Source organism: Psychrobacillus sp. Z16_25, from assembly GCF_056856695.1.
This window is the reverse complement of sequence record NZ_JBXEOV010000001.1, coordinates 137,168-150,887: the sequence shown is the minus strand read 5'-3', so window position 1 is coordinate 150,887 and position 13,720 is coordinate 137,168. Positions and strand designations below refer to the sequence as shown.

Below are 13,720 nucleotides of genomic sequence, written 5' to 3'. Positions count from 1 at the left end.
AACAATCAGCTCCTAAAAACTTTGTAGAAGGGATTTCATCACGAGATACCAGCCATCCACTAGTACAAATAAAAGAATTTTAAATGGCAAGGAGATCATTACCGGTGGTAACATCATCATCCCCATAGACATAAGCACACTTGCAACAATCATATCTATTACTAAAAAAGGAATAAAAATCATAAATCCAATTTGAAACGCGGTTTTTATCTCACTTAGAGCAAAGGCTGGAACCAATGTAGTTAGAGGAATATCCTCAATTGTTTCCGGTCTTTCCGATTCGGTATATCGTAAAAATAACTCCAAATCCTTTTGACGAGTATGCTCACTCATAAACTCCTTAAACGGTCCACTCGCTCTGGAGTAGGCCTCCTCCAACGTTATGTCCTCATTAAACAGAGGTGTTAACGCTGTCTCATTTACTTCCTGTAATGTCGGAGCCATGATAAAGAATGTTAAAAATAAAGCTAATCCTACTAACACCTGGTTAGGTGGCATTTGGTTCGTTGCAAGCGCAGTCCGTACGAAGGATAAGACAATGATAATCCGTGCAAAGGAAGTCATTAAAATAAGAATACTTGGTGCCAAAGATAAAACCGTCAGCAACAGCATTAATTTGATGGATGTGGAGACATTAGATGGATCACTGTCCGAGAAAAATTGGACGAAATCATTCATGGTCATTACGCTCCTTTGCTTTCCAATCCTTTAATACGTTACTGCGGTCTTGTTTAACCTCTTGCAGTCTTTTTTGCAAGGTATCCTGAAAAGAGGAAGAAGGCTGAGTGGAGGTTGAATCCTTCCTAGCTCTAGCACGCTGAAAAATTTCCACCAAATAAGGAACTGCCTTACCACTCACGGTTGTTTCCTCATACATGGTCGTTAATTCTTCTATTTCCTTTGGATTTGTGATTTCTTTCAATAAGGTGATGTTTTCCCCAATACCAACAACATATAAGGAGTTGCCTATTTGCATAAGCTGAATAGACTTACCTTGCCCTACTCCCATACCTCCGAGATTTTGGACAAGACAGTTTTGCTGGAACGTTCTATTTTTACTGTTTAAAAAACGTAGGACAGCAAATAACAGTCCAATCACCAATAAAAGAGCAAAAATCATCTTTATATAGTCCCAAGCAGTGACAGAAACACCTGCAGAATCGCTTATTGGCTCGCTATCCAGCGGTGGAACAACTTCTGTCTCCGCTTCAGAATCTTGTGTACTTCCATCTTGCTCTGTTTCTTCTTCCGAATCTTCCTTGCTTGACTTGTAATTATCCTTTACCATATCGTGTTGGTTCACTGCTGCATTCGCCTCTATCGGATTTGGTAGAAACAAAATACATGTAATAAAACAACAAAGTAAAAGGGAATAATATTTCATTTCTATTACCCTATCGCTTTGGAGATAGCTTCAATTACTCGATCAGCTTGGAATGGTTTCACAATAAAGTCTTTGGCTCCAGCTTGAATTGCATCAATAACCATTGCTTGCTGCCCCATAGCTGAACACATAATGACAGTTGCAGCAGGATCCTTTTCTTTAATCTTTTTAAGTGCATCGATGCCATCCATCTCGGGCATTGTTATATCCATTGTTACTAAATCCGGCTTAAGTTCTGTATATTTTTCTACAGCTTGTATACCATCTGCTGCTTCTCCTACAACCTCGAAACCATTTTTCGTTAGAATATCCTTAATCATCATTCTCATAAATGCTGCATCATCCACAATTAGTATTCTCTTTGACATTTTTCCTTGTCCTCCATTGCTTATCTTAAATTATGAATTCGCTCTGCTTGGCTTAATATTTCTGTAATACGCACTCCGAAATTCTCGTCAATTACCACTACTTCACCTTTAGCAATCTGACGGTGGTTCACTAATATATCAACGGGTTCGCCAGCAAGTTTATCCAATTCTATAATCGAGCCACTTGTCAGCTCTAAAATGTCTTTCACGGTTCTTTTCGTACGTCCTAATTCTACTGTCACATGAAGCGGTATATCGAGGAGTAAATTTAAATTTCTCGATTCATTCTGTGACAAATGAGGAGCTTCAAAGCTAGTAAACTGAGCCTGCTGAACCTCTACTTGTGCCTTAGAAGGTTTTGGCTGACTAATTGGCATAGAAGACATTTCCTGCACATCCTCTTGATAAGTCTTTTTAGTTACTGAAATAGGAGCTTCTTGAATTTTGTCCTCTACCACGGTAGCTGCTACCTCAGATTCGTCTTGCTCTCCAATCAGAGATTTTACTAACTCTAATCCGAAGTCCAGCGGTAAGAGCTGCATGATATTGGAATCTATTAAACCTCCTACTCTTAGGCGGAAGGAAATTTTTATTAACAGCTCTTTACTTGGTATAGCCTCTACTCCTTCACCCTCAAGCAAATTCATTAAATCTATCGTTGGTGGCGAGATATCGACCTTTTTATTAAAAACTGTAGACATAGAGGTTGCTGCAGAGCCCATCATTTGGTTCATGGCCTCTTGTACAGCACTCAACTGTATCTCACCTAAATCTGAACTCGGATCAGTGCCGTCCCCACCAAGCATCAAGTCAGCGATAATCGCTGCATCGGATTGCTTGATCACTAAAAGATTAGAGCCAATCAAGCCGGCTGTATATTGAACTTGAACAGCCACATAAGGATGTGGGAATTCCTCCTTCAACTTACTTTGGTTAATCATACTTAAATTAGGAGTAGTTATATCTACTTTTTGCCCGAGTAACGCTGATAAAGCGGTAGCGGAGCTTCCAAAAGAAATATTCCCAATTTCTCCGAGTGTATCCTGTGCAAAGGAATCTAAATAATCCTCGATTCTCGTTTCCGTATTTTTATCTTCTCCAACTGTACCTCTTAGGAGAGCCTCAATTTCTTCTTGAGAGAGCATATCATCACTCATCATCATCCTCTCCTCCTTTCAAAGTCTCAATAATTTGAACTGCCATCCGTTTTTTTAGCTTTCCAGGCTGCGCACTAAATTTAGGAACATCGCCAACCTTTATAGTCAACGGATCCTCTATTTTTGTTTGAAGCTGGATGACATCACCCAACTGCAAGAAAAGTAAATCCTCCATTGTAATATCTGTTTTGCCAAGCTCCGCAACAACTGGTAATTCTGCAGACTTTACTTGCTTTTTTAGAATCTGTAATTGCTGCTCAGAAACCTCTTTCTTGTTTGATTGCATCCAATATCTCACGGAGAGATTAGGTACAATCGGCTCTAGCACAACATGTGGTATACAAATGTTTATCATTCCACTCGTTTCTCCAATAACCGTGTTGAAAGAAATAACAACAACTGTTTCATTCGGTGAAATCATTTGGAGAAACTGAGGATTTACCTCTAGCTCTGTCAATATTGGATCTATATCCGCTATATTGGACCATGCTTCTCGTAAGTTATCAAAGGATCTTTCAAAAAGATTCGTCATGATTTTTGTCTCTATCTCTGTTAGATTATCTGTTTTTGAATAACTCTGCCCTTTTCCACCCATTAATAAATCTAACATAGAATAAGCAATGTTTGGGTTAATTTCCATTAATATATTTCCTTCAAGTGGCGGAACTTCAAAAACATTAATTAATGTCTTGTGCGGGATAGAGCGTATAAATTCTTCAAAGGGAATTTGGTCGACTGATACTACAGAGATTTGTACATATGTTCTCAGCTGAGCAGAGAAAAAAGTCGTTAACAGACGAGCAAAATTTTCATGGATACGCGTTAAGCTTCTTATTTGATCCTTTGAAAAACGAAGTGCTCTCTTAAAATCATACACACGCACTTTTTTTGCTTCTTGTTCGAATTTCATATCATCTGCTGTCATTTCTCCTGTGGAAAGAGCGCTTAACAACGCATCTATTTCTGATTGAGATAAAATATCTCCTGCCAATTTGCCCACCTCCATTTCACATAATGCGTATCCTACTGAATAATGTAGGATGTAATATAAACTTGCTGAATCTCTCCATTACTCATGAGCTCATTGATTTTCGTTTTGATGGAAGATTCAAATGCCAGCTTTCCTTCTTTTCCTTCTAAATCCTTCGGAGTCATTTCCGATAATTCCGTTATAATAATATTTTTCACTTGGAAATCTCTTTTTGCCAGCTCCTCTGCACTATCCTTACTATCTGTTTGAACCTTCAAAGAAAGTCGAATGAATTTATTACCTGATAAATTTGTAGTTATCTCAGGAATATCAATGGATGCCTCAATGATTTCATCGATAGTTGGCTCAGTACCCTCATTCCCTTTACTTAATTGGAAAAATGCGATAAGGAATATCACTCCTACTAGAGTAATAGAAACTAATATGATGAGTGTTATCGTTAGTAGTCTGTTATTGTTCTTCAAATTGAACACCTCTTACTTGGGGATTCGATAAAATATGTATAGCTTGATAAAACTGCAGAATCTTTTCGGCTACTTCTTCTCTGCTCTCTTTGGCTACATATTTATGACCGTTCGTTAGCGTTATCGTTGTATCTGGAAAAGATTCTACCGTCTCTATGTATAGAGCATTCAATGAAAATTCTTTACCATTTAATCTAGTTAAGTGAATCATATAAAAGGGCCGGGCACTAAGGAACGGCCCAACCCTCCCTTGCTAATAAAATTAATTATCGTTTTAGATTTACTAATTCCTCTAAAATTTGATCTGATGTTGTGATGATTCGTGTGTTAGCTTGGAATCCACGCTGAGCAACGATCATGTCTGTGAATTCCTCGGAAAGATCCACGTTGGACATTTCAAGGAAGCCTGATTGCACGGAACCAATTCCTTCTTTTAATGCAACTTGATTCATTGGATTACCTGAGTTCGATGATGCTTGATAATAGTTAGATCCAGTTTTTTCTAACCCGCCTGGATTAGCAAATTTAGTTAATACTAATTGTCCTGCCCATCTAAGAGTACCAGCAGCATCTACGAAAGTAATGGAACCGTCTTGTCCTACCCCCATACTTTGGGCATTTGTTGGTATACGGATAGGAGTATATGCTGGGGTTCCTCCTACAGCAGTTACTGGTATTACATCGGGCATCTCACCTGGCGTTCCTGAAAGATTTCCAGTTACAGCTGCAGCTGTAACGTCTGTGTTGGCTGGATATGTTGTCCCTACAGTTGTTGGATCTCCATCCCACCCTATACCAACACCAACTAGGAATTTACCATTTGAATCTACTAAATAGCCATTGTTATCCATATAAAAATTCCCTGCTCTTGTAAAAGATGGATTAGTAAATGTTCCTGCTCCTGTTGTTGGATCTACATCATTATTCCCGTCAGCAACTTGGAAAAAACCATCTCCTGAGATCGCTAAATCCAATGTATTACCAGTGGATTGTAAAGAACCACCCGCATGAATAGTATCGATTGCAGATAATTGAGCTCCTAGACCTACTTGCTTCCCATTAACTCCCCCGCGAGTTAATGTAGCTGCAGATGCTGCAGCAGTTGTTTGTGATACTAAATCTTTAAAAACAGTACGACCTTTTTTAAAACCATACGTATTAACGTTTGAAATGTTATTCCCAATTACATCTAACTTTGTTTGGAAGTTTTTTAAACCTGAAATACCTGAATACATTGAGCGAATCATTCTTATTTCTCCCTTCTATTTTCGTGCTGCTTCTATCATTCCACAGCACATAGCATCCTTTAAAGGTCCTGCTATCCCAGCACAATGGTGCCGTCTATATTTGTGAATAATTGATTTGTTGCTTCCCTGCGATCCATGGCCGTAATCACCGTCGAATTCTTTGCACTGACAATTAATGCCACCTGATCCATTAACACCAATGAATCATTCACACCCTTTTTGCGCGCTTCCGACACCTTATCACTTACAAGTCGCCAATCTGCATCTGTCAGATGAATATTACGTTCTGCCAGTCTAGCGCTTGCATGCTTGCTAATCTTTAGCTGTGTGTTTTCCTGCGCATCTTGTAGATGCTGTAAAAACGATTGCCTTGGCGTAGTTACTTGTTTCGCCTGAATAGGCTGGCGTATTACCGGTTGCAATGGGACGCGATTAATCATCATTTTGTCCATTGACCAAACCTCGTTCTATTTAATGGATGTTATTTGCTCTGTACTTACAGCAGTCCCATCTGAAAGGTTATATACTATTTTCCCTTCCTTTTTAGAGACAGATTCAACTGTACCACTTCCTACTATTTCACCAGCTTTAAATTCTATTAACCTGCCAATCATCATGCTAGCTTCTACTAAGCTGTTAGAGGACGAACCGGCTGTTAGTACTTCAGATATATTTCCTGGTGAGATTACTTTTCCATCAGCTAGCGTAAATTCTGCTCTGCCTTCCACAAACTTAACAGCTACAATGGAACCCGTTCCTTCTTGGATAATAAAGTCGCCTTTATCATCTTTCTTGTCCGTGATTTCATGCCATTTAATTTCTTTTCCAACAAAATTGCTATATTGAATCAGCTGTGTTTGGTTTTGAGCCTCGGCATATTTTTCAAATGCCTTTGTCATATTTGTCATTTGCTCTAGCGAAGAAAACTGTGCCATTTGGGAAATAAACTCTGTATCCTCCATCGGACTGGTTGGATCCTGATTCTGAAGCTGAGTCATGAGTATTTTTAAAAACTCATCTTTCCCTAATGTCCCGTTACCTGTAGTTCTTGTAGACTTTTGCTGTTGAGACAAGTACATATTGCTTGTTATTGGTTGAAAATTAGTCATTCGTTATACCTCCAATCCATCTAGTAAATCTTGGAATGATAGTGGAACCTCTTCCTTATTATCCTGTTTTTCTTGTTCCTGTGATTGCTGCTGTTGCTTAAAGGATCCATCGAAACTCTGCTGACGATCTTGACGAGCAGTATCCTGAAGAGCCAAACTGACCTCAAGCTTTTCAACCTGAATATTTTGACTAAGCAAACCATTTCGAAGCTGCGAAGCATTGGTATCAAGCAATTCTTTACCGAGTGGCGTGCTAGCAAGCATTTTTGCAGTCAGCATCCCGTCCTTCTGGATTAGTTCAATGCGCACTGTTCCAAGTTGCTCTGGATATAGCTTTAGTACTAAACGATTAGCTCCACCAGACTGACCAAATTGCACTCTATTCATGATTTTTTGAAGCTCTTTTGCCAATTCCTCTGATTGAGCAGGCTTATTGAACGGCAGAACAATCGTGCCTGTCTCTACCTTCGGCTGTGTAAGATTAGGTAGCTGCCCTTGAGTTGCCATTGTTTCCTTCGCCTCTACCACTGTATCCGAAGTGATTGGCTGGGAAAGGATTTTTGTGAAATGCAGATTCGAGTTAATTGCTTTCATTGATTGATACGCTGGAAAACCCTCTGTCTTTCCTGAGTTTGCTAACCCTTCCTTAATAGAACCTAATAATTGGCTTATATCAAATAAAACGGATTCTTGCTTTAAGGTTAAGTCAGATTTTTTGCCTATCATTTCTACCATCTTTAGTTGCCCAACCAGTTGAATAGCCAAATCTTTCTTTGGCTGCCCTGATTGAACAGAAGTTAAAATAGCCTCCCTTATTGCTGGATCCTGCATTAGCAATCCTTCTATAAAGCCCCACATATCTGTTTCTTTCTCTAGAGATTTTTCCCCGACTAAATCAGTGAAGAGTGCGTGTAGCTCGTCCTGACTTACAGGCTCTCCGACCATTTCTTCTATCTCCTCTAATGACGTTAGATTTAATAGCGCAAGAAGATCTTCCATTCCTGAAGCTTGTTCTGTAAGGGATTCGGAAGCTGGATTTGTTAGCATCTGACCAAACACTTGACCAAACACTTGACCAAACGCTTGCATGTTACCGGGCTGTTTCGTAAGTTGGATGGAAGCCATTTTCGGCATAACCGGTGTAATATTCATTTTTTTCACCTCCCTTCAAGTATTCTGTTTATTACTGAGACATTAACTCTATATATTTCGCCGCATCTTCTGGAGACATTTTTTCGTATATTTTCGCTACCGTCTCTGGATTTAAGGAAGTCAAAATTCGAAGAGCTTCTGCATCGCTCATTTTTGTAATGACTGGTGCTGCAGTTTTTGCAGACATGTTTTCAAAGGTTGTCACCACTTCTGCAAATTCTCTCTTTGCACCTTCCTTTTGTCTTTGCAAACTTTCGATTTCATCAAGCAATCTCTCTTGCTCTAACAAAAGTTCTTCTTTCGATTGCTCTGACTGTTCCATTTGACGCTGAAGCTGGTCGATTTGTACTTCTTTCTCTTGAATATCGGACTGCAATGACACTACTCGTTGCTCAAGCCGTTCATTTTTTATCTCCTCTTTAGCTGTCCCATCTTCGTTAAGACTAGTTAGCTCCTTCGCCTTTTCGAAAATATTTACATTGGTAAGTTGAGCAAAGCCTAACAGGAGAGCTAAAGCAAATAAGAAAGGGATAAAAAAGAAGTGGAAAAACATTTTCCCCTTGCCTATCTTGTTAGGTTTAGAGTTATTCACTTGTACACCTTTAGTTGTTTTGGTTGGTTTAGCCATGGTTTACTCACCTAATCTCTTTGTTTTGAAACTTTAACGAGGATATCTCATCCAAGAATAAGGATTCTTGTCTATTTTGTTCTATCTGGAAGCTTTCCAAGTCTTTTTCTCTTATCTTTTCAAACTTTCTTACTTCTAGAGATTTCTCTAACAATCGCTCCTCATACCAGTTCATTTTGGCTCTCGCCTGAATTACTTCCTGCTGAAGAACTTCTATTCTCCTTTGAAGAGCATCCAAGTAATGAGCATAATGGTGGATTCCATCTACGGATAGCCCGTTACTCAGGTGACTATTTTGTTGATCTAATGTATCCTCTCTTTTTTTTAAGAGAGTATATAGCTCTGTTGCAACCTGTTCAAAGATGTTTACAGATTCCTTATAAGCAATTTCTGTATCAGACTTTTCTTGCTCTTTGACAGTTAAAACCTTTGAAAATTTGTAATGAAACGTAACCATTATGAACCTCCACCAGATAAAGTTACTAATTCACGAACACTTTCCTTGAATGAAACCTTATCCAGGTAACTTTGCTTTAAGAAGGCTGTAATGATTGGCTCGTATTGAATTGCTTCATCTATTTCTTTTGATGTACCACGTTTATATGCACCAATATTAATAAGATCCTCTGATTTTTGATAAGTAAAATATAGCTCTCTTAATCGTTCAGCAGCTTTTACATGCTGTTCATCTGAAATGTGATTCATTAGACGACTTATGCTTTTTAATACGTTTATCGCTGGGAATTGCCCTTTGTTCGCAAGTGCTCTATCTAACACGATATGACCATCTAGTATCCCTCGCACCGTATCCGCAATAGGTTCATTCATATCATCCCCATCCACTAGCACTGTATAAAAGGCCGTGATGGTTCCTTGCTGGTTTGTACCGGTTCTTTCTAAGAGCTTTGGTAAGATTGCGAAAACGGAAGGGGTATATCCTCTCGTTGCCGGCGGCTCTCCAACTGCTAGCCCTATTTCTCGTTGAGCCATTGCAACTCGCGTTACTGAATCCATCATAAGCATGACATTTAACCCTTTGTCACGGAAGTACTCGGCTATCGCCGTTGCAGTAAATGCTCCTTTTATTCGCATGAGAGCCGGCTGGTCTGACGTAGCAGCAACAACAATCGTTCTTTCCAGCCCTTCTTTACCTAAGTCTCGTTCAATAAACTCTCGTACCTCTCTGCCACGTTCTCCAATGAGTGCAATGACATTTAAATCTGCATTTGTATTTCTGGCAATCATCCCAAGAAGTGTACTCTTACCTACCCCTGAGCCCGCAAAGATACCTACACGCTGTCCTTTACCGACAGTAAGCATGCCATCAATTGCCTTTACGCCAACCTCTATCTGCTCATGAATTGGCGGCCTGGTGAGCGGATTAGGTGGATCCTCCTCAGTTCCAACAGTACTTAGACCTTTTGGGAGGGTAGATCCATCGATTGGATTTCCCATGGAGTCTAAGACCTTTCCTATTAGCTCCGGACCGACTCTTACCTCTAACGGACTGCCTGTACCCTCTACTAGACATCCTGTTGAAATCTCTCGAATGTTGGTATATGGCATTAAGACTACTACTTCCTCTCGAAAACCAACTACTTCTGCAAGAAGTTCAGAGTGACCATTCTTGGGGGATTGAATATGAATTTTGCAAACATCACCAACTGAGCACTCAGGTCCTTGTGACTCAATCATTAATCCAACAACACGGCTGACGCGACCAAATTTTTTAAAGGTTGGTATATTCGAAACTTGTTGGATCAACTCTTTCGCTTTCATCACATTCACTCCATACTCTCTAAGATGTCTACCAGTTTCCTACGTAATTCCTTTAACTGTTCATCGACGCTTACTACGATTCTTCCACGATTTGTTTCTATATAACAATCTGTCTCATTCATTTCTTCATCCACAAAAATCATAAAAGGAACATCTACTGGGAAAATTGCTGCTAATTCCTCTCTATTGCTAGAAATAAGGGAGAAATAGTTCATAGAAACATATAATTTTATTTCTTTCATCTCTCTAGCTTCCTTGAGACCTCTTCTTACTACTGATAAGAAATAATCAGCGTTATCTTCCAGCTTTTCACCCAGTATTCTTTCCGCTGTACGAATAGCCAGCTCTAGAATTACGTGCTCCTGCTCTTGTACATAAGCTGCAGCATTTTGATAAGCCTCGTTCAACACCATATTCGTTTGCTGAAGGGTCTCTTGTAGCTCAGCATATCCTTTTGCTCGGCCTTCTTCTACACCTTGTGTAAAGCCTTCCTCATACGCCTCATGCTGTAGAGCAAGCTTTTCTGATTCCCAGCTTTCTTTTTCCGCTTGTATCCTTGCTCTTGCAGCAGCTTCTTCCTCTAATAACTTTTGCTCGCGTTTCGCTAGCAAACCTTCTTGCTTATCGTTCCTTCTTTCTCTTTCTCTAAATAAATTCTCCCTATTGTTCTCATCCTTTTCATCATTAGGCAGAGTTAGAGAAAGATTTTTTATCTGAATTTGCTTTGCCTGCTCTGTTTGAGTCCTGAGCTGTGCATTTCGGAAAATCTTAGACAATGATGTCATCTCCTCCACCGCGAGCAATGATAATCTCTCCGGCGTCTTCCAATCTTCTAATCACTGAAACAATTCTAGTTTGTGCTTCTTCAACATCTCGTAGACGAACTGGTCCCATAATCTCCATTTCCTCTTTAAATGTCTCTGCCATTCTAGTAGACATGTTTCGGAAAATAATTTCTTTCACTTCGTCACTTGAAACCTTCATGGACAAGATAAGATCCTCATTTTCACAATCTCGAATAACTCGTTGAATAGAGCGATTGTCGAGTGTAACGATATCTTCGAATACAAACATACGCTTCTTAATCTCTTCCGCTAGCTCAGGATCTTGAATTTCTAGTGCGTCTAAGATAGTCTTCTCTGTTGTACGATCTACTCCATTTAACACTTCGACTACTGCGTCTACACCGCCTGTCTCTGTGAAGTCTTGCGTAACAGTAGAAGACAGCTTTCTTTCTAGAATGGATTCAATCTCGCTAATTACCTCCGGAGAAGTAGAATCCATGGTTGCGATTCTTCTCGCTATATCCGCTTGCACATCCTGAGGCAGCGAGGATAAAATCACTCCTGCCTGCTGTGGCTCTAAATAAGATAGTATCAGCGCAATTGTTTGTGGATGTTCGTTTTGAATAAAGTTAAATAATTGAGTTGGTTCCGCTCTTCTAGCAAAATCGAAAGGTTTTACTTGCAACGACGATGTCAGTCGATTAATAATCGCCTGGGCGTGCTCACTTCCAAGCGCTTTTTCCAGAACTGTTTTGGCATAACCAATGCCACCCTGTGAAATATAGTCCTGAGCTAAAGCGATATGATGAAACTCTTCAATAATATCCTCTTTCACCTCTGGCTCTACTCTTTTCACACCAGATATTTCAAGGGTCAACCGTTCAATTTCTTCCTCATTTAAATGCTTATAGATGGAAGCTGATACTTCTGGTCCCAATGAAATCAATAGAAGAGCCGCTTTTTGCTTACCAGTTAGCCCTTTCTCCTTCTTAGTCATGACCATTCCCCCATTAATCCTCAGCTATCCAAGTACGCAACAATTTCGCAAAGTCTTCTGGCTTGTCCTTCGCCATTCTTTCTAATTGTTTCCGTCTCAATGTAGCCTCTGTTTCTTTTTCATTGTTTATGTCCTCAATCTTTATCTCTTCCATTTGCTCTTCAAATACGAATTCATCCTCTTGAGCCTCTCTTCTTTTAGAGCGGATGATAAAGAATACTAATAGGATGATTGCTGCAAGTAAGATTGCTCCGATAACGAAAACCCACCAAGGAATCGTTTGGCTGGTCTCTGCAGTGAGAGAATTTTTTCCGTTAAACGGTTGAACAGAAACAACTATTTTATCCTGTACTTGTTCCTCTGTTAGTTCGGCTACTGCCCCTTTATCAATGGAAGTACGAATAATCGTTGCAAGAATTTGCTCGATATCCTCTTGAACTCCATTAGAAAGAGAGTTAACATCCTCAGGGTTTGGTGGTTCAACCATCACTTGGATACCGATGTCCCTGATTTTATATGGGCTTTCCACAATTTCTTTTCTTATTCTGTTAACTTCATTGTTAATCGTTTCTTCTGTCCGTTCATAATCACCATTTGCATTAGAACCTTCTAAATAACTAGTAGAGTTATCTGTTGGATCCTCCGATTGAGGAGTACCACCAGCTATCGGATTGTTTCCAGTAAAAGTTTCCGATATCCGCTGAGCACTTAGTTGAATCCCAGACATACTATCTTGGTCCACCGGCTCCACTAGATTTTCTTCACGATTTTCTTTCTTAAAATCAATATCTGTTGTAACAGATACAACAACCTTGTCTTGTCCCATTAAAGTACCAAGCATTGTTTGCACCTGCCGTTGAAGATCTCTTTCAATTGTTTTCTTCAATGTCATTTGGTCTGTAACAAGAGAACCTCCTGTGCCATTACCTGCTTGGTTTAAGTCGTAATACTCGGAATACTGATTCATAATCACAATATCGTTCGTTGATAAGTTCGGTACAGATTTCGCCACTAAATTATAAAGAGAATTAATTTGTGATTCAGTGAATTGGTATCCTGGTGCTGTGTTTAATACGATGGATGCACTAGCTGTTTGGTTGCTTTGTGTAAGGAATACTCCTTCTTCTGGCAAAGTAATCATTACCTTGGCATCCTTCACGCCTTCTACACTTTTTATAAGATTGGCAAGCTCCGTTTGCATGGAGGCAAGCTTTAATACATTAAATTCATTATCAGTCATTCCAAAGCCAGCATTTTGCGAGAAAAAGCTATAATCGATCATGCCAGATTGAGGAAACCCTTCTGCTGCCATTTGTACAAGCAATGCTTCTGCCTGTCCATCAGGAACTAAGATGGATGTTCCACCAGGACCTATTTCATTCGGTACTCCTTGAGCATCTAATGTTTCTTTAATCCGTCCTATTTCTGCTGGAGAAGCTTCCGAGTAGAGGGGAATAAAGGTAGTTCTACTCATAAAATAGGTCAGAGCTGCTGCAGCAAGGATAATCGCAACAATGCTCCCTATAATGGTACCCTTTTGTGCTTTTGTTCTACTTTTCCAAAAGCCAGTTAAATTTTGAGTGATGTTTGTTATTCGTTCATTCATATTTTTCCTCCGGCTACGTTGAATATTTCGGCTTTTCATTCACTAATAACCGA

17 protein-coding genes are annotated in these 13,720 nt (G+C 39.6%); all 17 read right to left on the bottom strand.

Annotated elements, in window-relative coordinates; all coding sequences use genetic code 11:
* Window positions 1-12: 12 nt before the first annotated feature.
* The 17 genes from fliP to fliF all read right to left on the bottom strand — a co-directional run bounded on the left by fliP (window position 13) and on the right by fliF (window position 13,667).
* Window positions 13-678, bottom strand: a complete 666-nt coding sequence (fliP, locus tag AC1VU3_RS00730) for a flagellar type III secretion system pore protein FliP (RefSeq protein ID WP_480388246.1) — start codon at window positions 676-678, stop codon at window positions 13-15.
* Window positions 671-1,384: a flagellar biosynthetic protein FliO gene (locus AC1VU3_RS00725; protein ID WP_482982459.1), complete on the bottom strand. Its 714-nt coding sequence runs from the start codon at window positions 1,382-1,384 to the stop codon at window positions 671-673. Before AC1VU3_RS00725 ends, fliP begins: the two co-directional genes overlap by 8 nt.
* A gap of 5 nt (window positions 1,385-1,389) precedes the next feature.
* Complete coding sequence (locus AC1VU3_RS00720; RefSeq protein ID WP_480388244.1) at window positions 1,390-1,752, bottom strand: response regulator; 363 nt, start codon at window positions 1,750-1,752, stop codon at window positions 1,390-1,392.
* A 20-nt stretch (window positions 1,753-1,772) separates the two neighbouring features.
* Window positions 1,773-2,909: a flagellar motor switch phosphatase FliY gene (gene fliY, locus AC1VU3_RS00715; RefSeq protein WP_482982633.1), complete on the bottom strand. Its 1,137-nt coding sequence runs from the start codon at window positions 2,907-2,909 to the stop codon at window positions 1,773-1,775.
* Window positions 2,902-3,900, bottom strand: coding sequence for a flagellar motor switch protein FliM (fliM, locus tag AC1VU3_RS00710; RefSeq protein ID WP_482982458.1), 999 nt, complete (start codon window positions 3,898-3,900; stop codon window positions 2,902-2,904). The genes fliY and fliM overlap by 8 nt, the downstream gene beginning before the upstream one ends.
* Window positions 3,901-3,932: 32 nt before the next feature.
* Window positions 3,933-4,364, bottom strand: a complete 432-nt coding sequence (gene fliL, locus AC1VU3_RS00705) for a flagellar basal body-associated protein FliL (protein ID WP_480388242.1) — start codon at window positions 4,362-4,364, stop codon at window positions 3,933-3,935.
* Window positions 4,351-4,575: a flagellar FlbD family protein gene (locus tag AC1VU3_RS00700; protein WP_480388241.1), complete on the bottom strand. Its 225-nt coding sequence runs from the start codon at window positions 4,573-4,575 to the stop codon at window positions 4,351-4,353. The genes fliL and AC1VU3_RS00700 overlap by 14 nt, the downstream gene beginning before the upstream one ends.
* Window positions 4,576-4,630: 55 nt before the next feature.
* On the bottom strand, window positions 4,631-5,611 hold the full coding sequence (flgG, locus tag AC1VU3_RS00695) for a flagellar basal body rod protein FlgG (protein WP_480388240.1): 981 nt from the start codon (window positions 5,609-5,611) through the stop codon (window positions 4,631-4,633).
* 71 nt (window positions 5,612-5,682) lie between these two features.
* Window positions 5,683-6,063 carry a TIGR02530 family flagellar biosynthesis protein gene (locus tag AC1VU3_RS00690; protein ID WP_482982457.1) on the bottom strand — a complete coding sequence of 127 codons (381 nt, stop codon included), beginning with the start codon at window positions 6,061-6,063 and terminating at the stop codon, window positions 5,683-5,685.
* A 15-nt stretch (window positions 6,064-6,078) separates the two neighbouring features.
* A complete protein-coding gene (gene flgD / locus AC1VU3_RS00685; RefSeq protein ID WP_480388238.1) occupies window positions 6,079-6,720 on the bottom strand; it encodes a flagellar hook assembly protein FlgD in 642 nt (213 codons plus the stop codon).
* 3 nt (window positions 6,721-6,723) lie between these two features.
* On the bottom strand, window positions 6,724-7,872 hold the full coding sequence (locus AC1VU3_RS00680) for a flagellar hook-length control protein FliK (protein ID WP_480388237.1): 1,149 nt from the start codon (window positions 7,870-7,872) through the stop codon (window positions 6,724-6,726).
* Window positions 7,873-7,903: 31 nt separating this feature from the next.
* Complete coding sequence (locus AC1VU3_RS00675) at window positions 7,904-8,500, bottom strand: MotE family protein (protein WP_480388236.1); 597 nt, start codon at window positions 8,498-8,500, stop codon at window positions 7,904-7,906.
* A gap of 7 nt (window positions 8,501-8,507) precedes the next feature.
* Window positions 8,508-8,957 (bottom strand): flagellar export protein FliJ, encoded by a 450-nt coding sequence (gene fliJ, locus AC1VU3_RS00670; RefSeq protein ID WP_480388235.1) that lies wholly within the window; start codon window positions 8,955-8,957, stop codon window positions 8,508-8,510.
* Window positions 8,957-10,279, bottom strand: a complete 1,323-nt coding sequence (gene fliI, locus AC1VU3_RS00665) for a flagellar protein export ATPase FliI (protein ID WP_482982456.1) — start codon at window positions 10,277-10,279, stop codon at window positions 8,957-8,959. Before fliI ends, fliJ begins: the two co-directional genes overlap by 1 nt.
* A 5-nt stretch (window positions 10,280-10,284) precedes the next feature.
* Window positions 10,285-11,055, bottom strand: coding sequence for a flagellar assembly protein FliH (fliH, locus tag AC1VU3_RS00660; protein ID WP_482982455.1), 771 nt, complete (start codon window positions 11,053-11,055; stop codon window positions 10,285-10,287).
* Window positions 11,048-12,061 (bottom strand): flagellar motor switch protein FliG, encoded by a 1,014-nt coding sequence (fliG, locus tag AC1VU3_RS00655; protein WP_480388232.1) that lies wholly within the window; start codon window positions 12,059-12,061, stop codon window positions 11,048-11,050. Before fliG ends, fliH begins: the two co-directional genes overlap by 8 nt.
* Window positions 12,062-12,074: 13 nt before the next feature.
* A complete protein-coding gene (gene fliF, locus AC1VU3_RS00650) occupies window positions 12,075-13,667 on the bottom strand; it encodes a flagellar basal-body MS-ring/collar protein FliF (protein WP_482982454.1) in 1,593 nt (530 codons plus the stop codon).
* Window positions 13,668-13,720 lie beyond the last annotated feature (53 nt).